The organism is Variovorax sp. 01N429, from assembly GCF_056399425.1.
The window spans coordinates 268,819-293,738 of sequence record NZ_JBFTRG010000008.1; the positions used below are offsets into that span (position 1 = coordinate 268,819).

General features: G+C 65.0%; 16 protein-coding genes and 1 rRNA gene. 10 read left to right on the forward strand and 7 right to left on the reverse strand.

The annotated features are described in order from the left end of the window. Nucleotides 1–19 precede the first annotated feature (19 nt). Nucleotides 20–1,261 (reverse strand): glycosyltransferase family 4 protein, encoded by a 1,242-nt coding sequence (locus AC1DSF_RS16860; protein WP_478127346.1) that lies wholly within the window; start codon nucleotides 1,259–1,261, stop codon nucleotides 20–22. A gap of 96 nt (nucleotides 1,262–1,357) precedes the next feature. Between AC1DSF_RS16860 and AC1DSF_RS16865 the strand changes: the two genes are divergently transcribed. The 5 genes from AC1DSF_RS16865 to pbpC all read left to right on the forward strand — a co-directional run bounded on the left by AC1DSF_RS16865 (nucleotide 1,358) and on the right by pbpC (nucleotide 11,581). After that, nucleotides 1,358–7,312: an alpha-2-macroglobulin family protein gene (locus tag AC1DSF_RS16865; protein ID WP_478183151.1), complete on the forward strand. Its 5,955-nt coding sequence runs from the start codon at nucleotides 1,358–1,360 to the stop codon at nucleotides 7,310–7,312. Between the two features lie 65 nt (nucleotides 7,313–7,377). Beyond that, nucleotides 7,378–7,653, forward strand: coding sequence for a DUF2277 domain-containing protein (locus tag AC1DSF_RS16870; protein ID WP_478127347.1), 276 nt, complete (start codon nucleotides 7,378–7,380; stop codon nucleotides 7,651–7,653). A gap of 58 nt (nucleotides 7,654–7,711) precedes the next feature. Continuing rightward, nucleotides 7,712–8,338 carry a LysE family translocator gene (locus AC1DSF_RS16875; RefSeq protein ID WP_478183146.1) on the forward strand — a complete coding sequence of 209 codons (627 nt, stop codon included), beginning with the start codon at nucleotides 7,712–7,714 and terminating at the stop codon, nucleotides 8,336–8,338. Between the two features lie 109 nt (nucleotides 8,339–8,447). Next, nucleotides 8,448–9,368, forward strand: a complete 921-nt coding sequence (locus tag AC1DSF_RS16880; RefSeq protein WP_478183147.1) for a polysaccharide deacetylase family protein — start codon at nucleotides 8,448–8,450, stop codon at nucleotides 9,366–9,368. 32 nt (nucleotides 9,369–9,400) lie between these two features. Then, nucleotides 9,401–11,581: a penicillin-binding protein 1C gene (gene pbpC, locus AC1DSF_RS16885; RefSeq protein WP_478183148.1), complete on the forward strand. Its 2,181-nt coding sequence runs from the start codon at nucleotides 9,401–9,403 to the stop codon at nucleotides 11,579–11,581. A 308-nt stretch (nucleotides 11,582–11,889) separates the two neighbouring features. On the opposite strand, the gene panE is transcribed toward pbpC, so the two are convergent. Next, nucleotides 11,890–12,825, reverse strand: a complete 936-nt coding sequence (gene panE / locus AC1DSF_RS16890; protein WP_478183149.1) for a 2-dehydropantoate 2-reductase — start codon at nucleotides 12,823–12,825, stop codon at nucleotides 11,890–11,892. A 129-nt stretch (nucleotides 12,826–12,954) separates the two neighbouring features. Here panE and AC1DSF_RS16895 point away from each other — a divergent pair, with 129 nt between their 5' ends. Next, entirely contained in the window at nucleotides 12,955–14,112 is a 1,158-nt protein-coding gene (locus tag AC1DSF_RS16895) for an alpha-hydroxy acid oxidase (RefSeq protein WP_478127352.1), read from the forward strand. A 97-nt stretch (nucleotides 14,113–14,209) separates the two neighbouring features. After that, on the forward strand, nucleotides 14,210–15,547 hold the full coding sequence (locus AC1DSF_RS16900) for an MFS family transporter (protein ID WP_478127353.1): 1,338 nt from the start codon (nucleotides 14,210–14,212) through the stop codon (nucleotides 15,545–15,547). Nucleotides 15,548–15,559: 12 nt separating this feature from the next. Here the strand turns inward: AC1DSF_RS16900 and AC1DSF_RS16905 are convergent, their stop codons facing one another. Together AC1DSF_RS16905 and AC1DSF_RS16910 are read right to left on the reverse strand one after the other, a co-directional pair. Next, on the reverse strand, nucleotides 15,560–18,673 hold the full coding sequence (locus tag AC1DSF_RS16905) for a helix-turn-helix transcriptional regulator (RefSeq protein WP_478127354.1): 3,114 nt from the start codon (nucleotides 18,671–18,673) through the stop codon (nucleotides 15,560–15,562). Nucleotides 18,674–18,706: 33 nt separating this feature from the next. After that, nucleotides 18,707–18,964, reverse strand: a complete 258-nt coding sequence (locus tag AC1DSF_RS16910) for a DUF4242 domain-containing protein (protein WP_478127355.1) — start codon at nucleotides 18,962–18,964, stop codon at nucleotides 18,707–18,709. 201 nt (nucleotides 18,965–19,165) lie between these two features. On the opposite strand from AC1DSF_RS16910, the gene AC1DSF_RS16915 reads away from it, so the two are divergent. Then, a complete protein-coding gene (locus AC1DSF_RS16915) occupies nucleotides 19,166–20,548 on the forward strand; it encodes an FAD-binding oxidoreductase (RefSeq protein ID WP_478127356.1) in 1,383 nt (460 codons plus the stop codon). A 13-nt stretch (nucleotides 20,549–20,561) separates the two neighbouring features. Here AC1DSF_RS16915 and AC1DSF_RS16920 read toward each other — a convergent pair whose 3' ends face one another. Continuing rightward, nucleotides 20,562–21,104, reverse strand: a complete 543-nt coding sequence (locus tag AC1DSF_RS16920) for a putative glycolipid-binding domain-containing protein (RefSeq protein WP_478127357.1) — start codon at nucleotides 21,102–21,104, stop codon at nucleotides 20,562–20,564. Between the two features lie 76 nt (nucleotides 21,105–21,180). Here AC1DSF_RS16920 and dinB point away from each other — a divergent pair, with 76 nt between their 5' ends. Next, on the forward strand, nucleotides 21,181–22,437 hold the full coding sequence (dinB, locus tag AC1DSF_RS16925; protein ID WP_478183152.1) for a DNA polymerase IV: 1,257 nt from the start codon (nucleotides 21,181–21,183) through the stop codon (nucleotides 22,435–22,437). Nucleotides 22,438–22,464: 27 nt separating this feature from the next. On the opposite strand, the gene AC1DSF_RS16930 is transcribed toward dinB, so the two are convergent. Then, nucleotides 22,465–23,493, reverse strand: coding sequence for a purine-nucleoside phosphorylase (locus AC1DSF_RS16930; RefSeq protein WP_478183150.1), 1,029 nt, complete (start codon nucleotides 23,491–23,493; stop codon nucleotides 22,465–22,467). Between the two features lie 136 nt (nucleotides 23,494–23,629). Between AC1DSF_RS16930 and AC1DSF_RS16935 the strand changes: the two genes are divergently transcribed. Then, nucleotides 23,630–24,811: a DNA topoisomerase IB gene (locus tag AC1DSF_RS16935; RefSeq protein ID WP_478145880.1), complete on the forward strand. Its 1,182-nt coding sequence runs from the start codon at nucleotides 23,630–23,632 to the stop codon at nucleotides 24,809–24,811. A gap of 28 nt (nucleotides 24,812–24,839) precedes the next feature. Here the strand turns inward: AC1DSF_RS16935 and rrf are convergent. Continuing rightward, nucleotides 24,840–24,920, reverse strand: a 5S ribosomal RNA gene (gene rrf, locus AC1DSF_RS16940); the annotation flags it as partial.

The window sequence follows — 24,920 nt, forward strand, 5'->3', positions numbered from 1 at the left end:
GGGTTCGTCTGAAGAAAGGTCAGGCCAGTTTGCGGATCGCGTCGATCACGGTGGCACTGTAGTTGCGCCACGTATAGGTGGCGGCGTGCTGGATCGCCTGTTGTTTCATCGCGGGGAGTTCCTGCCTGTTCTGGCTGAACCAGGCGAGTTTTTCCGCGATTTTTTCGGGCGAGCGAATCGGCACCAGGAAACCGGTCTTGCCCTCGATGATCAGGTCTTCCCCGCCGGTGTTGGGCGTGATGACCAGCGGCAAGCCCTGGCTCATGGCCTCCTGCATCACGAGCGCGCGCCCCTCGAAGAGCGAAGGCAGGCAGAAGACGTCGCAGCTTCGCATCAAGGCCAGCACTTCGGCGTGCGGCCGGCCCTTTTCGTAGGTGAAGCCCGCATATTGCCGGCGATAGAACTCGTGGCTGCCAAGCAGTGTGCCCATGACGACGAGTTCGATGTTCTCGCCCTCGAGCAGGTGCATGGCCTGCAACAAGTCGGCCAGGCCTTTGCGCTGTCCCATCGAGCCCGCGAACAGCACCCGCAACGGGCGCGACGGATCCACGGCTTGCAAGGCCCCAAGGTTTGCGGACACCGGCGAGCCGAAAGGCGACAGCACGCGTGCCTTGCCGGCAGCCCAGGCCGGCAGCGAGTCAGCGACGAAGGTGCTCGGAACGACCACCAGGTCGGCGAGTTCGAGTTCCTGGACCTTGCGCTCCAGCTTGGCCTCCGAATCGGACATGCCTCCGCCCAGGGTTTCGATCCATTCGGGCAGGCGCTGCGCCTCTTCCTGCATCAACTTGCGGCCCACCTCCCAATAGGCGATCGGAAGGTCATAGACACGGTGAATGCCGAGCGCCTTCGCTGCCCTGAAACTGTCGAGCGCCGAGTCTTCGTAGCTGTAGACGGCGCCGAGTTGCTGCTGCCGATGCACGCCCGGCAGCGCTCGCGCGACGAAGCGATCGAAATCGTGCAGCACGGCATCAATCGACGCGAATCCCGCTTCATGTCGTCGCCAATAGTCCCAGCCGTATCGGTTGCAGATCATCCGCGCGAACTCGCGCCAAGGATGCTGGATGATCTTGCGGCTGGGAAGGTCGAAGCGCCGCCGAAGAAGCTGCCGGCCCAATCGCTCAGGCACGAGCTTGACGGCGACACTGTCGGGGCCGACCGCGAAAGTCGTTGCAAAACGAGCCAGCATGTCCGCCCCCTCCAGGCCATCGAGCATGGCTCGGACGTTCTGGTTGCCGGCGGGATGGCTGAACAGCAATTTCATATCGATCGATCATAGTGGAGGCACATCGCGTGCCAGAGCCGCGCGTGGTCGATGCGCTACCCTTCGGGCCGAAGGAGAAGTCTGTTGAAAACAACAATGACATTGCGCTGTGTGAGCGCCATGGCGCTGGCTCTGTCCGCGCTCGGCGCACACGCCTTTCAGATCGCCAGCCTCACGCCACAAGGCGAAGTCGCACGCATTCGCCAGGTGGTCGCCAAGTTCGACCAGGCTGCCGTCAAGTTCGGCGACCCCAAGGCACCGGCGCCGCTCGCCGTGAGCTGCTCGGACGCGCAAGCCGCCAAGGGCAACGGGCGCTGGACCGGCGAGAAGCAATGGGTTTTCGATTTCGAGAACGATCTGCCACCGGGCGTGCGCTGCACGGCGACGCGCGTGGCTGGATTCAAGTCGCCTGCGGGCGCGGAACTGACCGGCCCCGAGCGCTACCAGTTCAACAGCGGCGGCCCCTTCATTCGCTACTGGCAACCCAGCAACGGAAAGATCGACGAGCAGCAGTTGTTCATGCTCGAACTCAACGGCCCCGCCACGGGCGAGAGCGTGCAGGCCAACGTGTGGTGCGCCGCCGACGGCATCGGCGAACGCATTCCGGTCAAGCTCGTCGACGGGGCACAACGCGAGGCCCTGCTCAAGTCTTTCGGGCGCGACAAGGAGGCAGAAAAGGCGCCCCTGCGCTTCGTGACCCTGCAGTGCAATCGAACGCTGCCCGCCGGCGGCCGCGTGCAGCTGGTCTACGGCAAGGGCGTGGCCACACCTTCGGGGGTCGTGAACACGGTCGAACGGCGGCTGAACTTCGAAGTGCGCGAACCCTTCGCCATTTCGTTCAGCTGCGAGCGCGAGAACGCGCAGTCCGCTTGCCTGCCGCTGCGGCCGATGGAGCTGCGGTTCAATGCATCGGTGACCCGCAAGCTGGCCGCACAGATCGTGCTCAAAGGCAACGGCAAGAGCCTGCCGCCGAAGTTCGACGACAACGCCACGAACGACGAGGACGCGGTGGTCGAATCCGTGAGCTTCCCGGCGCCTTTCGCGGAACAGACGCCGTACACGATCGAGCTGCCGAAGAACTTCCAGGATGCCTCCGGTCGCCCTTTGGCTTCGCAGGGCAGCTTTCCGATGAAGGTCGCGACCGGCGCGATGCCACCGCTGGCTAAGTTCGCGGCCTCTCCGTTCGGCGTTGTCGAGCGCCTGGCGGAGCCCGATGGCGTCGCGCTGATGCCAGTGACGGTGCGCCGGGTCGAGCCTGCGCTGCAGGTGCGGGCGCTCACGCTTGGCAAGGTCAGCGACATGAACCCGAAGACCGACGCGGAAATCATCGCGTGGTTCCGCAAGGTTCGCCGCTATGACAACTACACGGTGTCCCGCAAGCTCGCAGCCCGGGACGTCAAGGGCGCGCTGCCGAAGGTGATCGACAAGGACGATCGCGACGACATCCAGACGCGCATGATTTCACTGCTGGCGGGCCAGAGCGGCGTCAAATCGCTGGACATGCCGAAGACCGAAGGCACCGACCCCCGGCCTTTCGAGGTGGTTGGCATTCCGCTGACACCAGGCTTTCACGTGCTGGAGATCGCATCGCAGAAGCTGGGCGACGCACTGCTCGACGAGCGCTACGGCAGCGGCCGCACGATGTACGTGCGGACGACCGCGCTGGCGACCAACCTCGCCGTGCACTTCAAGCTCGGCCGCGAGAATTCGCTGGCCTGGGTGACCACGCTGGACAAGGGCAAGGTGGTGCCGAACGCCAGCGTCCGCGTGTCGAGCTGCGACGGCAAGGAAGTGGCCTCGGGCACGACCGACTCAAGGGGCATCGCGCAGTTGGCAGGCATTTCTTCCAATGCCCCAGGCTGCTCCACCGACGAGGACTACAGCGCCGACGCCTACTTCGTCAGTGCCCGCGCCAAGGATGCCGAAGGCGTCGAGGACCTCGCCTTCACATGGAGCGACTGGCAGCGCGGCATCGAGCCCTGGCGCTTCAATGTCCCGACGAGCCTGGACGCCGAGCCCGACCGCATCGCCCACACGGTGTTCGACCGCACGCTGCTGCGCGCCGGCGAAACGGTGTCGATGAAGCACATCCTGCGCACGCAGATGCGCAGCGGCTTCGGACTGCCTCCTGACTTCCCCGACACACTGGTCGTGACGCATGTCGGCAGCGGACAGCAGTTCACCCAGCCCGTCAAATGGCGCAACACCCCAACCGGTGGGCGCAGCGCGGAAAACACCTTCGACATTCCACCGGCCGCCAAGCTCGGCATCTACCAAGTCGAATTGCGCGCTGGCGCCGGAGACGGCCGCCGCACCTACGCCACAGGACAGTTCAGAGTCGAAGAGTTCCGCCTTCCGGTGCTCGAAGGCCGGATCGCACCCGCCGACAAGAATCCGCTGGTGGCGGCCACGTCCGTGCCAGTCGACGTGCAGATCAACTACGTGGCGGGCGGCGGCGCGGCCAGCCTGCCGGTGCGCGTGTCCGCGATGGTGCGTGGCAAGAGCCTTTCGTTCCCGGACTTCGAGGCGTTCAGCTTCTCTCCGCCTCGAAGGGAGCGCACGGCGGCCAGCGACACGGGCGAGGACGAATCGACCCCCGACGACGCGCGCATCGTCGCGGACAAGCTGCCGCTCACGCTCGACCGCAACGGCACCGGCAAGGTCGTCATCGACAAGATCCCCGTCGACAAGGCGACGCCGCGCGAACTCCTGCTCGAGGCCACCTATGCCGATCCCAATGGCGAAGTCCAGACCTTGCGCAGCACGCAGACGCTCTGGCCCGCGGGCGTGATCGCCGGCATCAAGACCGAAGGATGGGTTTCGACGAAGCAGAAGATGCGCTTTCAGGCGCTCGCGCTCGATCTGGCCGGCAAGCCGCAGGAAGGCGTGACGCTCAACGTGCGTGCGGTCGTGCGCATCACCACCACCAGCCGCAAACGGATGGTCGGCGGCTTCTACACCTACGACAACAAGACCGACGTGCGGGACATCGGAACCGTGTGCAGCGGCAAGAGCGACGCGCGCGGCCTGTTGCTGTGCGAGGTCGACCTCAAGGAAGCGGGCGAGATCGAACTGGTTGCCAGCGCCACCGACAAGGAAGGCCGCGACAGCCGCGCCGCCAGTTCGGTCTATGTCACGCGACAGGGCGAGCTCTGGTTCGGCGGAGAGGACAACGATCGCATCGACGTTCTTTCGGAAAAGAAGAGCTACCAGCCCGGCGAGGTCGCCCGTTTCCAGGTGCGAAGCCCGTTCCGCTTTTCGACGGCGCTGGTGTCCGTCGAGCGCGAAGGCGTCATCGAGACGCACGTGGTGCAGCTCAACGGACAGGACCCGACGGTCAGCCTGCAGATCAAGCCCGATTGGGGGCCGAATGTCTACGTCAGCGTGCTCGCGCTGCGCGGTCGCCTGCGCGAGGTGCCGTGGTACAGCTTCTTCACCTGGGGCTTCAAGGCGCCGCGCGAATGGTGGACGGCCTTCTGGTACGAAGGCAAGGAATACGTCGCACCGACCGCATTGGTGGACCTCAGCAAGCCCGCTTTCAGGCTGGGGCTGGCGGAAATCCGCGTCGGCACGCAGGCCAACCAGATCGACGTGAAGGTGGCGAGCGATAAGCTCAGCTACCCCGTGCGCGGCAAGGCACAGATCACGATCACCGGCAAGCTGCCTGATGGCAAGCCGGCTGCCGGTGCCGAAGTGGCACTGGCCGCGGTCGACCAGTCGCTCCTCGAACTGATGCCCAACGACAGTTGGAACCTGCTCGAAGCCATGCTGCAGCGGCGCAGTTGGGGCGTCAGCACTTCCACGGCGCAGATGGAGATCGTCGGCAGGCGGCATTACGGGCGCAAGGCGGTGCCGGCGGGCGGAGGCGGCGGCAAGAGCCCGACGCGCGAACTGCTCGATACGCTGCTGCTGTGGAAGCCTGCGATCGTGCTCGATGCCAATGGACAGGCTACCGTCACGGTGCCGCTGAACGATGCGCTCACCACCTTCAGGATCGTTGCGGTTGCCGATGCCGGTACGGGCTTGTTCGGCACCGGGCAGACATCGATCCAGTCGGCGCAAGACCTGCAGATCATCAGCGGCTTGCCGCCGCTGGTGCGCGAGGACGACGAGTTCCGCGCACAGATCACGCTGCGCAACACAACCCACAAGGACATGAAGGTCGAGGCGACGCCGCGCGCCACCCTGCTGACGCTGCCGCCGCAGACGGTGGACATCCCCGCCGGCGAGGCCCGCGAAATCGGCTGGACGGTGACGGCCCCGGCGCAACTCGCGCAAACGCGCGCCGAAGCGATCCTGTGGGAGATCGAGGCTCGCGACACGCTAGGCGATGCTCGCGATGCGCTGACAGTGCGCCAACGCATCGTGCCTGCGGTACCGCTGACGGTTCAGCAAGCCACGCTCGTGCAGATCGAGGCGCCCTTCAGCCTCGAGGTGGCGCCGCCGGCCGACGCCCTGCCCGGTCGCGGCGGCGTGCGGCTCTCGCTTCAGCCTCGCCTGGCCGAAGGACTGACCGGCGTGCGGGACTGGTTTGCGGCCTATCCGTACGCCTGTCTGGAGCAAAAGACCAGCAAATCCATTGGCCTGCGCGACGGCAAGGCATGGCAGGCCGTCGTCGGGCAGCTGCCGAGCTACCTCGACAGCGATGGGCTCGCCAACTACTTTCCCCCGCGTGACGGGGAAGCCAATCGCGGCAGCGACATCCTGACCGCTTACCTGCTGGGCGCAACGCACGAAGCGGCCGCGCTCGATCCGGCCTTTGCGCTGCCCGACGCCGCGCGCGCACCGATGGAACAGGGCCTGATCGCGTTCGTCGAGGGCCGCATCCAGCGCGAGTTCTGGAGCCCGCGCAAAGACCTGGACGTGCGCAAGATCGCCGCGCTCGAAGCGCTGTCGCGCTACGGAAAGGCGCAAGGCCGCATGGCCGGCAGCATCACGATCGCGCCCAACCAATGGCCGACCAGCGCAGTGATCGACTGGCTCAGCATCCTCAAGCGCGTGCCGGACGTGCCCCAGCGCCAGCAGCGGATGGACGAAGCCAACAACGTGCTCAAGGCACGCCTGAGCTATCAGGGCACGAGGCTGATCTTCAGCACTGAACAGGACGACAACTGGTGGTGGCTGATGACCAACGGCGACGTCAACACCGCGCGCCTCCTGCTGACCGTGATGGACGATCCCGCCTGGACGGACGATATTGCGAAGCTCGCCAACGGCTTCATCGGCCGGCAACAGAACGGCGCATGGCACACCACCACGGCCAACCTGTGGGGTGGTCTGGCGCTGGAGAAATTCTCGAAGCAGTTCGAAAGCGCACCCGTCACCGGCGTCACGGCCGCGAGTCTGGGTGCCGCCAAGGCAGAGGTCGATTGGAACAAGGTCGAACGCGTCAAACCCGGCGATGCCGGCGGCGCGCCGAACCAGACGACCGCGTTCGGCGCTCCGGCGTCGCCGGGGAATTTGCGCAACAACAGCATGTTCCTGCCGTGGCCGACTTCGTCGACATCGCCGGCACCGCAGTCCGCCCACGACGCACTGCTCGTGACGCAAAACGGCGCCGGCAAACCGTGGTTGACGGCGCAGTCGATCGCCGCTGTCGAACTCAAGGCGCCCTTCGCTGCGGGCTATGCGATCAAGAAGACCATCACCCCCGTCGAGCAGGCGGTGCCCGGCATCTATACGCGCGGCGACGTGCTGCGCGTCAGCCTCGAAGTGAATGCGAGCGCGGACATGACCTGGGTGGCAATCACCGATCCGATTCCGGGCGGGGCGACGATTCTCGGCAGCGGGCTGGGGCGCGATTCGCAGATAGCGACCCAGGGCGAGAAGCGCTCCGGCAGCGGCTGGCCTGCCTTCGAGGAACGCAGCTTCGAGTCCTTCCGCAGTTACTACGAATACCTTCCGAAGGGGGTCGTGAAGATGGAATACACCTTCCGGCTCAACAACGTGGGCGATTTTTCGCTGCCGCCCAGCCGCGTCGAAGCGCTGTATGCACCGGAAATGTTTGGCGAGGCCCCCAATGCCCGAATCAAGGTGGAGGCGCCGAAGTAGCGGTCGGGCTTGAGCTTCTGCTCGAACTTGAGCAAACTGCGCGCTGCCCGCAAGGAGTGAAGACGATGTGCAGAAGCATCAAGACCCTGTTCAATTTCGAGCCCCCCGCGACCGAGGACGAGATGCGCGCCGCGTCGCTGCAGTTCGTCCGCAAGCTCAGCGGGTTCAACCATCCTTCGAAGGCCAATGAGGCGGCCTTCGATCGTGCGGTGGAGGACGTGACGGCTGCGGCGCGCGCGCTCATCACGTCGTTGGTCACGACTGCCGATCCGCGCGATCGCGAGATCGAAGCGGCCCGCGCCCGCGCCCGCAGTGCGGAGCGCTTCGGCACGAGCCATTGAACGAAAGAACGAGAAACGGGCGGACCGGTCGCATGACCCTCATCTGAAAGACCTTTGAATGTCCATTGAACTCTGGCTCGCTTTCATCGCTGCTTCGGCGGTGCTCCTGATCATTCCCGGGCCGACCATCCTGACTGTCATCAGCTATTCGGTGGCGCATGGCCGGCGCGCAAACGTGCCGCTGGTCGCAGCAGTGGCGCTGGGCGACTCGACGGCCCTCGTCGTCTCGCTGCTCGGCTTGGGCGCTTTGCTGGCGACGTCCGCGTTCTGGTTCATGGTGATCAAGTGGGTCGGCGGCCTGTACCTGCTCTTCCTCGGGATCAAGCTCCTGCGTGCCGGAATCTCTCCGACCGAAATCGCGGCGCCCGCGGCGCCCGGTTCGCGCTTGCGGCTCTTCGCCAATACCTACTTGGTCACGGCGCTGAACCCCAAGGGCATCGTGTTCTTTGTGGCGTTCCTGCCGCAGTTCATCAATCCCCGCGCCGATGCAACGCAACAACTCTGGATGCTCGCGATCACCTTCGTGAGCATGGCGACGCTGAACGCCACGCTCTACGCGGTGTTCGCAGGCTCCGCGCGCAAATTGCTTTCATCGCCTCGCGCGCAACGGCGGTTCAATCTCGCGGGCGGTTCGCTGCTCTCCATCGCGGGGGTCTGGGCGCTCCTGGCGCGGCGTCCCGGCTGAAAAGTACGCCCGCGGTCGTTCTCGCAGGTTCGGCCCGGGGCACGCGTCTTGCTGGCCCGATGAGGTCGCGAGGTCTTGGGGCCGCGGGACGCCTCGAATTGGAGACCTCATGAACGCGCGCTACCTCGGCCTCTTGCCCACGCACGGCCGATTCGACTACACACCGATCACCCGACGGCCGAATCACGCATGGCCGAACGGCGCGCGCCTGGCGGTCTATATCGGACTCAACCTCGAGCATTTCGCCTTCGGCGAAGGCTTGGGCGCATGCATCGGCCCGATGGCGCCACATCCCGATGTGCTGAATTTTTCGTGGCGCGAATATGGCAATCGCATGGGCGCCTGGCGCTGCCTGGAGTTGTTCGACAGCCTGGGATTGCCATCCAGCACACTCCTCAATACGGCACTGTATGACCACTGCCCCGAGCTCGTCGCGGCATCGATGGCACGCGGCGATGAACTCATCGGGCACGGACACAGCAACGCAGAGCGACAGGCGGACATTGACGAGGCCGGCGAAGCGGCGCTGCTTGCGCACTGCCGTGCCAGCATGCTGGCGCACAGCGGCTCCGCGCCCGCCGGCTGGCTTTCGCCCTGGATATCGGAAAGCCACTGCACACCCGATCTGCTTGCGGAGGCAGGGTACAGCTACACGCTCAACTGGTGCCATGACGATCAGCCCATCCGCATGCGCACGCGCAGTGGAATTCCGCTGTGGTCGGTGCCGTATCCGCAGGAGCTGAACGACATCCCGATGATCGTGGCGCGGCAGATGGACGCCAAGGATTTCGCCCAGGTGATCATCGACAACGCCGACGAGATGCTTGACCAGTCGCGGCGTCAGCCGCTGGTGATGGGCCTTGCGCTGCATCCCTACATCGTCGGGCAGCCGTACCGCCTGCGCCATCTGCGGCGCGCACTCTCGCACTTGGCCCGCATGCGCGATCGCGGCGAAATCTGGTTCACCCAACCCGGCGCCATCTGCGAGCACATGGAATCGATCGAACCCGCCGCGGCTGTGGCAAGCTAACAGGCTGGCCGTCATGCGCGGCCACCTCGCTCATGCCACGCCGCCTCTCGACCTTTCTCTTTGTGCTGACCGCCCTCGGGGCACTGCTCGCCGCACCCGCGTGGGCGCTTGCCACGTTTGACGAGGTCCGCCGCGACTTCCACCCTTCCGACACGATGGTGCTGGACCGGGACGGCGAGCTACTGCAACGCGTGCGCACGGATGCGACTGCGCGACGCGGCCAATGGGTCGCCCTCCCGGACATCTCGCCCAGCTTGCGCACCGCGATGGTCCTGAGTGAAGACAAGCGCTTCTATGAACACAGCGGCGTCGACTGGCGGGCAGTGTCCGCTGCCGCCTGGGGCAACTTGTGGAACACGCGCACACGCGGCGCATCGACCATCACGATGCAGCTTGCCGGGCTGCTCGACGACGATCTGCGGCGCAGTGGCGGCGGCCGCAGCCTGGCGCAAAAGGTCGGGCAGACGGTTGCGGCACAGCGGCTGGAGCACGGCTGGCGCAAGGACCAGATCCTGGAGGCTTATCTCAACGTCGTGCCGTTTCGCGGTGAAATCGTCGGCATCGACGCACTCTCGCGCACGCTCTTCGGCAAGGCGCCGCACGGTCTCGACGCGCGCGAAGCGGCCGTCGCGGCGGCGCTGGTGCGCGCACCCAATGCCAAGCCGGCGGCGGTTGCCCAGCGCGCGTGCGAACTGATGCAATCCATGGAGCCCGCAAGCAGGCCCGACTGCGATTCGATTGACATGTTCGCGAGCGCTGCATTGCAGCGACGGAGCTTCGACGCGAGCGAAGGCATCGCGCCTCATCTTGCGCGGCGGGTTGTCGCTTCGCGGGGCGACAGCGCACCGGACAGCATTCGCACCACCTTGCGCGCGCCACTGCAACGGGTTGCGCTGGGCAGCCTGCAACGGCATCTACGCGAACTGCGCGGCCGCAATGTGGAAGACGGCGCCGTCGTCGTGCTCGACAACCCGACGGGCGAAGTGCTCGCATGGGTCGGCTCGTCGGGCGGCATCAGCCGCGCGGCGGAAGTGGACGGCGTGCTCTCGCAACGGCAGCCGGGCTCCACACTCAAGCCCTTCTTGTACGCGCAGGCGATCGCCGAACGGCGGCTGACGGCGGCTTCGCTGCTCGACGATTCCTCGGCGCAGATCGCGACGGCGAGCGGCCTCTATATTCCGCAGAACTACGACCATCAGTTCAAGGGTTATGTGTCCATGCGCACCGCGCTGGCGGCCTCGCTCAACGTGCCTGCCGTCCGCACGCTGATGATGGTTTCGCCCGATGCCTTCGCGCGCCAGCTTCGGTCGGCCGGAATGACGCTCGCACAGGGCGGTGATTACTACGGTTACAGCCTTGCGCTGGGCAGCGCCGAGATCTCGCTGCTGGGGCTGACCAACGGCTACAGGACGCTCGCCAACGGCGGCCGGTTCGGAGAGACGCGCTACCTGCCGGCCCGGACGCCAACCACGCCGAACGTCGGCAGGGCAGTGAACGATGCGCCGGCCATCGATCCGCGGGCCGCATTCATCGTCGGCGACATCCTGAGCGACGCCAATGCACGCGCGCGCACCTTCGGGCTCGACAGCGTGCTCGGTACGCGCTTCTGGACGGCGGTGAAGACCGGCACCAGCAAGGACATGCGCGACAACTGGGCCATCGGCTGGTCGCAGCGCTACACCGTGGGCGTTTGGGTGGGCAACGCCGGCGGCGCGCCGATGTGGGATGTGAGCGGCACCAGCGGCGCGGCGCCCGTATGGGCCGAACTGATGGGCTTCCTGCATCGCAATGAACGCAGCCTCGCCCCTTCGCCGCCAGCCGGGCTCGTGCAGGCGCATGTGCGTTTCGGTGAAGAAATCGAGGCAGCGCGAGACGAATGGTTCATCGCCGGCACCGAACAGCCGGTGTTCTCGCTGGCGCCAAGCGTGTCGGTTGCCGAATCGTCGCCGCGCATCACATCGCCCTCGAACGGAACCATCATCGCGCTCGATCCGGACATTCCGCCCGATCGCCAGCGCGTGCGCTTCGAGGCCGAAGGCCGTGGCGTGCGGTGGCGCATCGACGGCAAGGCCTTCACGCGCGGCAGCACCGCACTCTGGCTGCCATGGCCCGGCCGCCATGTGGTGGAGCTTGTCGATGCCCAGGACCGCGTGGTGGACCAGATCAAGCTCGAAGTGCGCGGGGCGGGAGTCGTGGCCAGCGTGAAGCGCTGAATCCGACAGCTGTCAGTGCACATCGACTCCGCCGTGCTGTCGAATGTCGGACACCCATGTCGCTCCCCAACCCACGCTAGGCAGAGCAGCGCGCTGCTGGAACGAGCGCCGCCCCAGGACTATCACTGCTTCAACAGTCCACCAACAAGAACGGGAGCGCGAAATGTTGATCAGGATGAAAACAGTGCCGCAGTCTCAGGACCCGCAGGTCGTCATCGAATGCATTCGTGCATGCATCTGGGCGAGCATCGAAGGCTGGCCCTTCTGCCGGCTGAAGTAGCTTGAATCTACGGTGAGGCTCCCACCGGTCAGGCTTGCTTCGACTCTCGCGCCCTGCGCGCCTCACACGCCTTGAGGTGCACGTAGGCCACCCGCAGCAGCGACAACGGCTTGCCATCTCCAGCGCCACGCGCTATCAGGTCACCGATGATGTGGTCCGCCTCGATGGGCGCTCCGCGCTCGATGTCCTTGAACATCGACGCAGTCATCAATGACTCCGGCGTGGTGACGATCGCGCGAGCACGCTCGAGAGCGGCTGGACGCATCGTGAACCCGTTTCGCTCGGCAATGGCGGCGCACTCGTCCACCATGCCGACGGCAAGATCGGCGCCGCCAGCGCGCACGATGTCGCCGACCGCCGCCCGCATCAGGCAAGTCATGCTCGCGGCCGATGCGATGAGCACCCATTTCTCCCACATGTCCTGCAGGATGTTGTCCGAAGCGTTGGCGTCGAACACCGGCTTTTCGAACGCGGCCTCCAGCGCCTTCACTCGCGCGGAGCGTGTGCCGTCCAGTTCACCGTAGGTCAGGCTGTGCACGTCGCTCAGATGAAGCACGGCGCCTTCGTCGTCCAACACGGCCGAGATCATGCAAAGCCCGCCGAGCACGCGCTCCTTGCCGAAGCGCCGCGCAAGGTCGTCGAGATGGCGCATGCCGTTCAAGACCGGCAGGATCGCGGTGTCAGGGCCCACGGCGGGCGCGAACGAATCCATCGTTTCCGCGAGGTCGTAGGCCTTGCAGCCGACGATGACGACATCGAAGGGACCGCCGATGGCATCTGCCTGCACCGAGGGCGGCGAAGGCAGGATGAAGCCGCCGTGCGGGCTCTTGATCACGAGGCCCGTCTTGGCGAGCTGTGCCGCTCGTCGAGGGCGCAGCAGGAAAGTCACGTCTTCTCCGGCCTGCAACAGCCTGCCACCGAAATACCCACCCAGCGCACCGGCGCCCACAACCAGGAATCGCATCGGATTGTTCCCGCTCGAATGATGAAAAGGCGGATTCTGCGCCGCGGTGAAAAGTCTTGCTCACCGACCCGCTCGGGGCCTGCGGATAATAGGCACCACTCAAGACAGACAACCCAGGAGCCCTTTCCAGTGCCAGACCTCTCCAAGATCACGAACATCGAAGACCTGCGAGTCATCGCCAAGCGCCGCGTGCCCCGCATGTTCTACGACTACGCAGACTCCGGGGCCTGGACCGAAGGAACCTACCGCGCCAACGAGGAGGACTTCCAGAAGATCAAGCTGCGCCAGCGCGTCGCCATCAACATGGATGGCCGCTCGACACGCACCACCATGATCGGCGAGGAAGTCGCGATGCCCGTCGCCATCGCGCCGACAGGCATGGCAGGCATGCAGCACGCCGACGGCGAAATCCTCGGCGCGCGCGCGGCGAAAGCCTTCGGCATTCCGTTCACGCTGTCGACGATGAGCATCTGCTCGCTCGAAGACATCGCCGAAGCGACCGATCGCCATCCCTTCTGGTTCCAGCTCTACGTGATGAAGGATCGAGATTTCATCGAACGGCTCATCGAACGCGCACGCGCAGCCAACGTGTCGGCGCTCCAATTGACGCTCGACCTGCAAATCCTCGGGCAACGGCACCGCGACATCAAGAACGGCCTGACCGCACCGCCCAAGCCCACGATCAAGAATCTCATCAACCTCGCGACCAAGCCGCACTGGTGCCTGGGCATGCTGGGCACCAAGCGCCGCACCTTCCGCAATATCGCCGGCCACGCGGAGAGCGTGAAGGATTTGTCGTCGCTGTCGTCATGGACGGCCGAACAGTTCGATCCCACCCTCAGTTGGGCCGACGTCGAGTGGATCAAGAAAATCTGGGGCGGCAAGCTGGTCCTCAAGGGCATCATGGACGTCGAGGATGCGCGCCTTGCGGCCTCCAGCGGCGCGGATGCGCTGATCGTGTCGAACCATGGTGGCCGGCAGCTCGACGGCGCACCGTCGTCCATTGCCGCTCTTCCGGCCATCAGCGAGGCTGTGGGCACTGAAATCGAAGTCTGGATGGATGGCGGCATCCGCAGCGGCCAGGACGTGCTCAAGGCCCGCGCGCTCGGCGCCCGCGGGACGATGATCGGGCGGAGCTTTCTTTATGCACTCGGCGCGTACGGCGAGGCCGGTGTGACGCGCGCGTTGCAGATCATCCAGCGCGAACTGGAACTGACCATGGCGTTTTGCGGCCGAACGCAGATCGACGAGGTCGACTCGAGCATCCTGCTCCCCGGCACATTCTGACCAGATCGCGGCGCTGGCTGACAGCACGCGCGCCTCGGGGGCGGCAGTATATTCACCGCCCCTATCGATCGCAAATCAGAGAGGCGCGAGTCCAGTCATGAGCACAATCACATCCCCAGCGGGGGCCACTCCCCTCGATCCTGAGGCATCCCACCGGGCCTACACCAGCGAAGAAAAGCGCCATCGCATCTTCGCGATCATGGCGGCATCGTCCGGCAACCTCGTCGAGTGGTTCGACTTCTACGTCTACGCCTTCAGCGCGCTGTATTTCGCGCCTTCGTTCTTCCCGAAGTCCGACCCGACGGCGCAGTTGCTCAACACGGCTGGCGTGTTTGCCGCTGGCTTCCTGATGCGGCCCATCGGGGGCTGGCTGTTCGGTCGCGTGGCGGACAAGTACGGCCGCAGGACATCGATGCTGATCTCGGTGACGATGATGTGCGCGGGATCGTTGGCGATCGCATGCCTGCCCACGTACGCCGCCATCGGCGCATGGGCGCCCTTCTTGCTGCTGGTGTGCCGCCTGTTCCAGGGTCTTTCGGTGGGTGGCGAGTACGGCACGACAGCGACCTACATGAGCGAGGTCGCGCTGCGCGGCCAGCGCGGATTCTTCTCTTCTTTCCAATATGTCACGCTGATCGGCGGCCAATTGCTCGCCGTGCTGGTCATTGTGGTGCTCGAACAGTTGCTGAGCGAGGCCGAGCTCAAGGCCTGGGGCTGGCGCATTCCGTTCGTGATCGGCGCCATCGCCGCCGTGGTTGCGCTTTTCCTGCGCCGGACGTTGCAGGAAACGCAGTCCGCCGAGATCCGCGCCAACAAGGAAGCCGGCAGCCTCTCGGTTCTGTTCCGCCATCACAAGGCTGCTTTCTTCACCGTGCTGGGCTTCACCGCCGGCGGTTCGCTGATCTTCTACACCTTCACGACCTACATGCAGAAGTACTTGGTCAACACGGTCGGCATGCCGATCAAGACCACCAGTTACGTGATGACGATCGCGCTGTTCGTCTATATGTGCATGCAGCCGGTGTTCGGCGCGCTTTCCGATCGCATCGGCCGGCGGACCAACATGCTGCTCTTCGGCGGCCTCGGCGCGCTCTCCACGGTGCCGATCCTGACGGGCCTGCAGAGCGTGACCGGTCCTGTCGTCGCGTTCTTGCTCATCATCCTTGCGCTGGCGATCGTCAGCTTCTACACCTCGATCAGCGGCATCGTGAAGGCCGAAATGTTCCCGCCCGAGGTGCGCGCACTCGGCGTCGGGCTTGCCTATGCGGTGGCCAACGCGATCTTCGGAGGCTCGGCGGAATATGTTGCGCTCGGTCTCAAGTCGATCGGGCACGAGACGGCGTTCTACTGGTACGTGACCGCAATGATGGTGCTTGCCTTCTTCGTCAGCTGGCGGCTGCCGCGACAGGCCGCCTACCTGCACCACGATCACTGACAGCGACTGCATTCACGCGCGATCCTCTGCGTCGGCCAGCGCATGCCGGATGGCGAACGCCGCGGCCTCGGTCCTGTTTGCCGACTGCGTCTTGCTCAGGATGCTGCGCACATGGTTGGCGATTGTGTTGGGGCTGACGAACAGTTCGCGCGCGATCTGCCGGTTCCCCTTGCCCGCCGCGACGAGACGCAGGACTTGCGCCTCTCGGCCGCTCAGTCCGGCCGGGTAGCGGGGCACTGCCGTCGTCGCTTCCATCCTCGTGCGGCAGACTTCGACGCGAACCGCGAGCGCGCGCATATCGAGCGCTGCGGCTTCCGCCGCGGCATCCTCGAGCAGGTCCAGCGCCGCGTCGCGATCTCCGGGCGCATCCCTGGCCAACAGCACGCGCGCATAGCCGAGGCACGCGTGCGCGAAGGCGGGTCGCGCGTTCTGGCCGCGATTCATAGACACCGCCGCCTTGAAATGCGCTTCGGCTTCATCCCATCGGCGCATGGTGGACGACAGCAGGCCCAGAAAGGCGTCCGCAGCGCCAAACGAGGCGATCGATGTGCCGACGAACAGATTCCGCCCGTGACACGGCTCCAGCAGCTTGTAGAGCACCGCCGCCCGCGCGGCATCGCCGAGCGCGGCGCACACTTGTGCCAGATAGGCCAGACTCGCCATCCAGATACCGTCGCGCGGCAATGATTCGAAGCTGCTCGCCGCCAGCAGTTCGAACTCGGAGCGCGCGTCTTCGAGCTGATCCAGCTCGGCGTAGATCAGTGCCAGCCCGGGCCGCCACAGGTTGCTCTGGGCATTGCCTTGCACAAAATGGCGGACCAGCGGGGCCACCTCCTGCAAGCGTCCCTGCTCGCGGCGCAAGGTGAACATCTGTACGCCGTAGACGCCGGCCGCATCCAGTCCGGGCATGCGATTGCCGATCTCGAAAGTGCGCCGCGCCAGCCGTTCGGCGTCCTCGAAGCGCCCTTCGAAGAGCGCATGCATGGTGCGAGACGACGAGCCGACGTACCGGAAGAAGGGCTGCCTGAATTCTTCCCCGCCGCGCTCGTAGCGCTCGAGTTGATCGCGCCAGGTCGCCATGTCCCCGAGTTCGAAGGTGTCGAACATGCGCCATGCCAATGCAGAGCACATCAGGAAGCGGTCGCCCTGCTGCATCGCGATCTCCATCGCCTCGTCCGCATTCGCCACTCGCTCGCCGATGCGGTCGTGGTGCCATCGCGCCGACAGTGTCGCCAGCAGGGTCACCGCAAGCGTGGACGGATCGCCCGCCTGTCGGGCAACGCTCACTGCCTCGGCATGCACCTTCGTTGCCTGGACCTCCTCGCCGCTGAAGATGAGCGCCCGCGCGAGCGAGCTGAGAAGTTGCGCCTTCAGTGCGCGGTCATCGACGGCAAGCGCGTTCAGCGCATCGCGCAGAAGCCGCGCCGCTGCGATGCCGGGCAGCCCGGGACACCAGCTAGCCATCTCGAATCCGATGGCGGCCCGGGCAAGTTCGTGCGCGGCATCGAGTTGCATGCTGGTTCGCGCCGCCTGTTCGAAGGCTTGTCGAGCCTGCAGATATTCGCCGGCACGGGTGTGTGCCTCTCCCAGTGCGTTCAGGGTGCGGCAACGCGCAAATCCCGCAGATGCATCCCCGCCTCGGATGACATCCATCGCCTGGAGCGCGAGTCGGTAGTAGCGCGTTGCTTCTTCATGGGCCTGCAAGGCATCGGAGCTCTCGGCAGCCTTCTGCGCGTAGTGGATGGCGCGCGCGGCGTCGCCCCCCGGTAGTGCAGCCCAGAAGTGATGGGCCAGCGCGGGGAGCTGATCGGTCGCGGCATCTCCGAAAACCTGTTCGATCGCTCTGCCCACCCTGAGATGCAATCTGCTGCGGCGCGGCGGCGGAATTTCGTCGTACAGCGTCTCCCTGAAAAGCGCATGTCCGAAGTGGTAGCGACCAGGATCGTCGAGCGCCTCGATCACGCGCGACTGCAGCGCCTCTTCGAGCGCGCCCATGCATGCGTCCTCCTCCACGTCGTCAATGGCGCGCAGCAGCAGGTCGAGGTCGAAGGCGCGGCCGATCACCGATGCGCAGGCGAGCACCTGGTTGGCGAGCGGAGACAAGCGATTCAGGCGCCTCCCGATCACTTCGCGCACGCCTTCCGGGATGCGCCGCGGACCGGCCGGCGCCAGCAGGGACGAAGGCACGGCTCGCGTTCCGTCGGCGAGCACCTGTTCCTGAATCATCAGCCGGGTCATTTCCCCGACGAAAAGCGGATTGCCTTCAGTCTGGCGATGGACGGCCTCGGCAAGGGCCAGCGGCACCTTGGCGCTCCCCGCAGCCAGAGCCATCATGCGGATCGTCTCGTCGCGGCCGAGGCCCGTCAGGCGCAAGCGCTCGAAGCCCGGCTGCCGGGCCAACTCGCCGAGCGTGGCCGAGAGCGGATGTTGGCGCGACAGCTCCATGTCGCGATAGGTGATGACCACCAGAATCCGGCAGGTCGACAGGTCGGGCGCGATGAATTCGAGCAGGCGCAGCGACGAAGCGTCGGCCCAATGCAGGTTGTCCAGCACGAGCAGCAAGGGCTGTTCGGCCGCCGCACGTTTCCAGAAGCTGGCCATGGCGTCGAAAAGACGAAAGCGCGTCTGCGCCGGATCGAACATCGGCAGCGACTGCGCACCCGCCGGCGGATGTTGCTTCAGATCCGGCAGGATTTCACCCAGGGGCGACTCCGCGTCCGAAAGAATGCGCCGTGCGGTTGCGTCATCGTGCGTCTCAACCCATGCGCGAAGCAGTTGCAGCCAGGGCCAGTAGGGGGGCGCGCCGGGTTCCTCATTGCAGCGCCCCCAGAGCACCTGCATGCCGCGCGCCGCCGCGCGCTGGGTCAGCATCTGCGCAGTGTGCGATTTGCCGATGCCAGGCTCGCCGGCCAGCGCCGCAGTGCCGCCGTTGCCTGCCAGGGCGCGGGTCAGACCGGCGTCCAGCGCGGCGAGTTCGCGCTCGCGCCCGACGAATCGCTCGGCCGGCAGACGTACCGCGTCGTCGCTTTCCACAGTCGTGAGTGGGGGCGGCTGCAGCGGCGCGCCACAACCGTCGCAGAAGGTCGCGTCCAGTCTGGCGTCGCGACCGCAGCGGGTGCATTGCACGGCGCGGTCCTCGTGGTTTCGGAAGCGGCGCCGCTAGACGACCGCTTCGGGACGAATCTGGTTGACCTCGATCACCACATCCGCAGGAACCCTGGCGAGGCGCGCCGCCTTGTGGATCTCCTCGGCGCTCGGCGCCTCGTAGAGGCAATACGTCTTCTTGCGATCCGCGGAAAGGAACGAGAACAGCCAGTTCACACCGACATCCGAATTGACGCGCTGAATGGCAGCGACGTCCGCCGCGGCAAGCTCCAACTCCTCGGCGAACTGTCGCTCAATAAGGAACAGTGGCATACGACCTCTTTTCCAGCAGGCCATGATGGGCCGCAAACGGAATTGGGCGACAAATCGAAGTCTCGGTCAACGCAACGACCGGCATAGTCAATCCTGACCATTCGACCTGTCCCGGCTCGATTTTCAAAATGATCAATCCGGCGGATCGTCAATTGGCCGGCCGCTTCCTAGACTTTGTTCACCCACACACAAGGAGTGAACATGTTCAACGAAGCCAGTCTGGAGACCTTCAAAGCCCAATTGCGCGGGACTGTGATTCAACCCGGAGACGCCGGCTACGAGGAAGCGCGCAAGGTCTACAACGCAATGATCGACAAGCGGCCCCTGTTGATCGCCCGCGTCGCCGATGTGGCCGACGTGATCGCATCGGTCAATTTTGCGCGCGACAACCGCCTGTTGCTGGCAGTGCGGGGCGGCGGGCACAACGGCGGCGGGCTGGGCATGTGCGACGACGGATTCGTGATCGACCTGTCGAGGCTGCGCGGCATCCGAGTCGATCCGAAAGCCCACACCGTGCGCGCGGAAGGCGGCTGCACCTGGGGCGACGTCGATCATGCGACGCACGCCTTCGGCATGGCGACGCCGGCGGGCATCATCTCGACCACGGGCGTCGGAGGCCTTACCCTCGGCGGCGGCATCGGGCACCTCTCGCGGCGATTCGGGCTGACGATCGACAACCTGTTGAGCGTGGATGTCGTGCTCGCAGACGGAAGCTACGTGACCGCCAGCGCCAAGGAGAACGAAGACCTCTTCTGGGCGGTTCGCGGCGGCGGCGGCAATTTCGGCGTGGTGACCTCCTTCGAATACCGGCTGCACCCGCTCAGCACGGTGGTCGCGGGGCCCACGCTCTGGCCGCTCGAACGCGCTGCGGAAATCCTCTCGTGGTACCGCGACTTCATCGGCAAGGCGCCGACCGAACTGGGCGGCTTCTTTGCTTTCCTCACTGTGCCGCCTGCGCCGCCGTTCCCGGAAGAATTGCACCTCAAGAAAATGTGCGGCGTGATCTGGTGCTACGCCGGCGATCCCGCAGGGGCCGAAGCAGCGCTGGCACCGGTCCGGGCCAAGGAGCCTGCGCTTTACGGCGTCGCGCCCATGCCCTACCCGGTGCTGCAGAGCGCGTTCGACGGGCTCTACCCGCCAGGGCACCAGTGGTACTGGCGGGCCGACTTCGTCAACGAGCTCTCTGATGAGGCGATTGCGCAGCACGTCAAGCACGGTTCGCTCATGCCGACGATGCAGTCATCGATGCACATGTATCCGATCGATGGCGCCGTTCAGCGGGTCGGCCGAAAGGACACCCCTTTCAGCTATCGCGACGCCCGCTGGGCTTCCGTGATCGTCGGCGTCGATCCAGACCCCGCGAATCGCGAGAGCATCACCGCGTGGTGCAAGAACTATTGGGACGCCCTGCATCCGTATTCGGCGGGCGGCGCTTATGTCAACTTCATGATGGACGAGGGCGAAGATCGCGTGAAGGCGACCTACCGCGAACACTACGACCGTCTGGCGACCGTGAAGAAGCAGTACGACCCGGGCAATCTCTTCCGCGTGAACCAGAACATCCGCCCGGCGGCGAACGCCTGATTGCCGCCGCGGATCAAGGCTCTGCTTCCCACAAGGTGGGGTAATGCCTGACGAAGCCGTCCTCGGTCACGTCGAGCATTGCCGCATAGTCGAAACGCGGCGCTGCGTACCAGTACTCGGTTTCGCCGCGCCGCTCATAGCGCTGGCTGAGTTCCACCAGGGTTGCGCTTTCGAGATCGAGCCAGGCGGCCGGCGCATCGGAAGCCTCGCCAGGCGCGAGGTGAAGCCGTCGGAGGTGCAATAGATTGGTGGCTGGCGTAAACCCGAGATCGAGATCCACGCAATGACCGATTTCGGCGACGGGGACGTCGTTGAGCTTCCAGGCGCCGTGCGAATCCCGCACGATGGACAGGTCGATGGCTTCGCTTCCCAGCCAACCGCGCACTGTTCCCCACTGGGTGTGCCAGGCCCGATCGCACCGCACGCGGTAGTGCAGCTGGGCATAGCGCCCGTCTTCATTGCGGAATGCCGCGGCGCCGTCGATTTGCCAGTTCTCGCCGTTGCGGTCGAGCCGACAGACATCGTGCCCCGGAGTGCCGAGGCGGCGCCAGAGCATGGAAGCGACCGTCTGCATACTGTGGATGATGGCACTGGGTGCCCGCTGTGCGCAACCCTGCTTTGCCCAGACGACAATGACGGCCGTGACGACCGCACCGATCCGCCGCATTGCGCACCTCGACATGGATGCCTTCTACGCATCGGTCGAACTGCTGCGCTATCCGCAGCTCAAGGGGCTCCCGGTGGTGATCGGCGGTGGGCGCCGCAAGGTGGACGAGGTCTTGCGCGACGTGCCGGCGGGCGGCACGCTGGCGGACATTCCGCTGGCGTCGTTTCCTCTGCTCAAGGACTACGCGGGCCGCGGAGTGATCACCACGGCAACATATCCGGCTCGGCAATTCGGGGTTGGCTCGGCCATGGGCCTCATGAAGGCCGCGAAGCTGTGTCCGCAGGCCATCATCCTTCCGGTCGACTTCGACGAATACCGCAAGTACTCGCGGGCCTTCAAGCAAATCATCACTGAAATCGCGCCTGTGATGGAGGACCGGGGAGTCGACGAGGTCTATATCGATTTCACCGAAGTGCCAGGGGGCCAGAGAGAAGGCGGGCGCGTCCTCGCTCGGCTGATTCAACGGGCGATTTTCGAGGCGACGGGGCTCACCTGCTCCATCGGCATCGCACCGAACAAGTTGCTGGCCAAGATGGCGAGCGAATTCAACAAGCCGAACGGGATTTCAGTGGTGTTCGAGGCCGATCTCCAGGCGAGCATCTGGCCGCTGCCCTGCCGCAAGGTCAATGGAATCGGGCCCAAGGCGGACGAAAAGCTGCAGCGGCACGGCATCCAGACCATTGGCGAGCTCGCGGCGCGGGATCGCGACTGGTTGATCACGAATTTCGGGAAGGCCACCGGAGCCTGGATGCATGAGGTCGCCTGGGGGCGCGACAGCCGGCCGGTGGTCACTGAAAGCGAGCCGGTCTCGATGAGCCGCGAGACGACCTTCGACCGCGATCTCCAGGCCGTGCGTGACAGGGCCGAACTCGGCGCCATCTTCACGCACCTCTGCGAGAAGCTCGCCGAGGATTTGCAACGCAAAGGCTACGTCGGCAAGACGATCGGCATCAAGCTGCGTTACGACGACTTCAAGATTGCCACGCGCGACCAGACGATCGACCATTTCACAGCCGATGCCAGGACCATCCGGCACATCGCCGGACTTTGTCTCAAACGGGTGCCGCTCCAGCGCCCGCTGCGGCTGCTCGGCGTGCGGGTCGGAGCGCTGGCGAAAGCGGGCGAGGCCGATTCGATGGCGCTTGAGCGGCCCGCGTCGGGCGCGCGCCGCGCGTTGTCGGGCGACACCGGGTCGACTGCCAGGACAGCCTCGCTGTTCTAGGGCTTTCTGTTCGATCTTTGGCTCTGCTCAGAGCGGTGGCACGCCCTTCTGCCATTGCGCCCAGTTGCCAACGATGTGGTCGACAACGCGACTGCCCACGAGCTCGACGTTTTCGACGGTTTCTGCGAAGCCGCCCGCCGTTTCACCCGGCGCCGGATCCAGGTGCTGCAGAGTCGTTTCACGTGGGTTTCCCTGATCGAAATTGACGGCGCCGCGCAGGCTCATCACGCGATCGACTCCATGGCTGCGCTTGATCACAAGCGTGATCGCCGCCGCTTCCATCTCGGTGATGACATAGTCATCCGCGCCATACAGCTTGGCGATGTATTGCGCCTGGTTGGACATCCCGGGGCCATGGAAGAAGGTGTCGCCGGTCATGTGAGTTCCGGTGCCTACGAAAGGAGCGCGTCGGGCAGCAGCTTGCGGATAACGCTGTCGATAGGCGCGAGCGGCTTCCGAATCCTTCAGCGGGGTGCCGGCTGAAAGCTTCATCGCCCACGCGACCAGTTCCGGGTTGAGCTTGAAGCGACGATACTCCTCGTAGCCTTTGCGGGGCATGAAGGTCGGCTCGCCTGCCTTGTTTTCTTCGGGGGCCCAGCGGTGGCCGAGGTCATAGTCGACGACCCACGTCGCCCAGCTCACTTCGCCGATGGTGCCGCGCGATGGCGGCGTACCGGCCACCCCGGAGATGACGTAGTAGGCCTTGGAAAAGTCGAACTGTGGGTTCTGCAGGATCGCCTGCATCGATGACGACGAATTCACCTTCCCCATGCCGAGGACTGCACCGCAGACGCCATCGGCATTGCAATACACCGGTTGCAGTGCTCCAGGTACCGCAATCGGCGTTGCGTTCATCCAGTAGCGCTCATACCAGTGCTGGAATTCACCGGCACGGTCGCCCGTGTTCTTGCCAATCTCGAACATCGATGCGACGAACACCTTCACCTTGATCGGCTCGATGGGGCGCGGCTGCGAGGTCGACGCACAACCGGCGGCCAAGAACATGACCGCAAACATCGCGAGCAGACGCGCACGAAGGGACCGGACGGGGGACATAGAGCTTCTCCGAGTTGGGAAATGGAATCCGAGGGCAGACGGCAGCGCACTTGTTTCGTTTGCGGCGTCCTACAGCGGTGAAGTCACCGCGCGGTCAGCCTCCCGTCTGCATTCGAGAAGGATTGTCGCAAAGCTCATGCCTGCCAACGGATTTCGCCCGGTGCCCCTCGCCAACGGGTTGGTCTACATCAACCCCGCGATGCCTGGCATTCGGCGCTTCAAGCGCGGCGACACTTTCCGCTACAAGGATTCGAATGGCGCGTGGGTGCGCGACCCTGAACAGCTCGCCCGTATCCGGCGACTCGCGATTCCACCGGCCTACAAAGACGTCTGGATCTGCTCATTGCAGAACGGTCACCTTCAAGCGACGGGGATCGATGCACGAGGTCGCAAGCAGTACCGCTACCACAACGACTGGCGCGTCCTGAAGGACGAGACAAAGTTCGATCGCTTGGCAGCGTTCGGCCGGGCGCTCCCCAAGATACGGCGTCGCGTTGCGCGGGACCTCCGAATCGAGGCGAAGCAGCCTCTTCACCGCAACTTGGTCCTGGCAACGATCGTGCGGCTCCTCGACACGACATTCTTGCGCGTCGGCAATGAGGCCTATGCGACCGACAACGGCTCCTATGGCCTCACGACACTCCGCAACAAGCATGCGGAGGCGCGCGGAGGCACGCTCAAGCTTCGCTTTCGTGGCAAAAGCGGCGTCATGCATGAAGCGCGCGTTGATGACCCGCGCGTCGCAAAAGTGATCCGTCGGTGCCAGCAGCTACCTGGTCAAGAGCTTTTTCGGTACGAAAGCGAGGACGGCACGCCCCACAGCATTTCTTCGACCGACGTCAACGAGTACCTGCGAGAGGCATCCGGAGAGGAATTTACAGCGAAGGACTTCCGTACCTGGCATGGGACCGTCGAAGCATTGGAATTTTTGCGGCTGGCTTGCGACTGCGGGAGCAAGACTCAGGGCGAGGGTTTGGCACGCGTCAGCATCAAGGAGGTCTTGTCTTCTGTCGCAAGCCGCCTGGGCAATACCCCGGCCGTTTGCAAGAAAGCCTACGTGCATCCTGCTGTTCTGGAATTCGCCGCCCTGCTTGCTGCGAATTCGGAAGCGATGAGCCAATGGGCGAAATTTGACCAGTCCGCGCCAAGTATTCGCCTACTGCACGCGCACGAGACACGCTTGCTGGCGTTTTTGGACCAACACCGCTCCGGGGGTTTGGCCTTGTCGCTTGAGCGTATTGGAAGGGAAGTTACCGGGAGGGGCGTGGAGCGGTGTGCAGGTGATGGGAGGGCGCGGAACGCAAAAAGCCCAGCCTGAGAGGGCTGGGCTTTTTGGGGCTGTAAGAGCCTGACGATGACCTACTTTCACACGGGAACCCGCACTATCATCGGCGCTGAGGCGTTTCACTGTCCTGTTCGGGATGGGA

What these genes read in the sequence shown, in the direction of transcription:
- AC1DSF_RS16860 (WP_478127346.1), bottom strand. Translation starts at nt 1,261, where the DNA reads ATGAAATTGCTGTTCAGCCATCCCGCCGGCAACCAGAACGTCCGAGCC.
- AC1DSF_RS16865 (WP_478183151.1), top strand. Translation starts at nt 1,358, where the DNA reads ATGACATTGCGCTGTGTGAGCGCCATGGCGCTGGCTCTGTCCGCGCTC.
- AC1DSF_RS16870 (WP_478127347.1), top strand. Translation starts at nt 7,378, where the DNA reads ATGTGCAGAAGCATCAAGACCCTGTTCAATTTCGAGCCCCCCGCGACC.
- AC1DSF_RS16875 (WP_478183146.1), top strand. Translation starts at nt 7,712, where the DNA reads ATGTCCATTGAACTCTGGCTCGCTTTCATCGCTGCTTCGGCGGTGCTC.
- AC1DSF_RS16880 (WP_478183147.1), top strand. Translation starts at nt 8,448, where the DNA reads ATGAACGCGCGCTACCTCGGCCTCTTGCCCACGCACGGCCGATTCGAC.
- pbpC (WP_478183148.1), top strand. Translation starts at nt 9,401, where the DNA reads ATGCCACGCCGCCTCTCGACCTTTCTCTTTGTGCTGACCGCCCTCGGG.
- panE (WP_478183149.1), bottom strand. Translation starts at nt 12,825, where the DNA reads ATGCGATTCCTGGTTGTGGGCGCCGGTGCGCTGGGTGGGTATTTCGGT.
- AC1DSF_RS16900 (WP_478127353.1), top strand. Translation starts at nt 14,210, where the DNA reads ATGAGCACAATCACATCCCCAGCGGGGGCCACTCCCCTCGATCCTGAG.
- AC1DSF_RS16910 (WP_478127355.1), bottom strand. Translation starts at nt 18,964, where the DNA reads ATGCCACTGTTCCTTATTGAGCGACAGTTCGCCGAGGAGTTGGAGCTT.
- AC1DSF_RS16915 (WP_478127356.1), top strand. Translation starts at nt 19,166, where the DNA reads ATGTTCAACGAAGCCAGTCTGGAGACCTTCAAAGCCCAATTGCGCGGG.
- AC1DSF_RS16920 (WP_478127357.1), bottom strand. Translation starts at nt 21,104, where the DNA reads ATGCTCTGGCGCCGCCTCGGCACTCCGGGGCACGATGTCTGTCGGCTC.
- dinB (WP_478183152.1), top strand. Translation starts at nt 21,181, where the DNA reads ATGACGGCCGTGACGACCGCACCGATCCGCCGCATTGCGCACCTCGAC.
- AC1DSF_RS16930 (WP_478183150.1), bottom strand. Translation starts at nt 23,493, where the DNA reads ATGTCCCCCGTCCGGTCCCTTCGTGCGCGTCTGCTCGCGATGTTTGCG.
- AC1DSF_RS16935 (WP_478145880.1), top strand. Translation starts at nt 23,630, where the DNA reads ATGCCTGCCAACGGATTTCGCCCGGTGCCCCTCGCCAACGGGTTGGTC.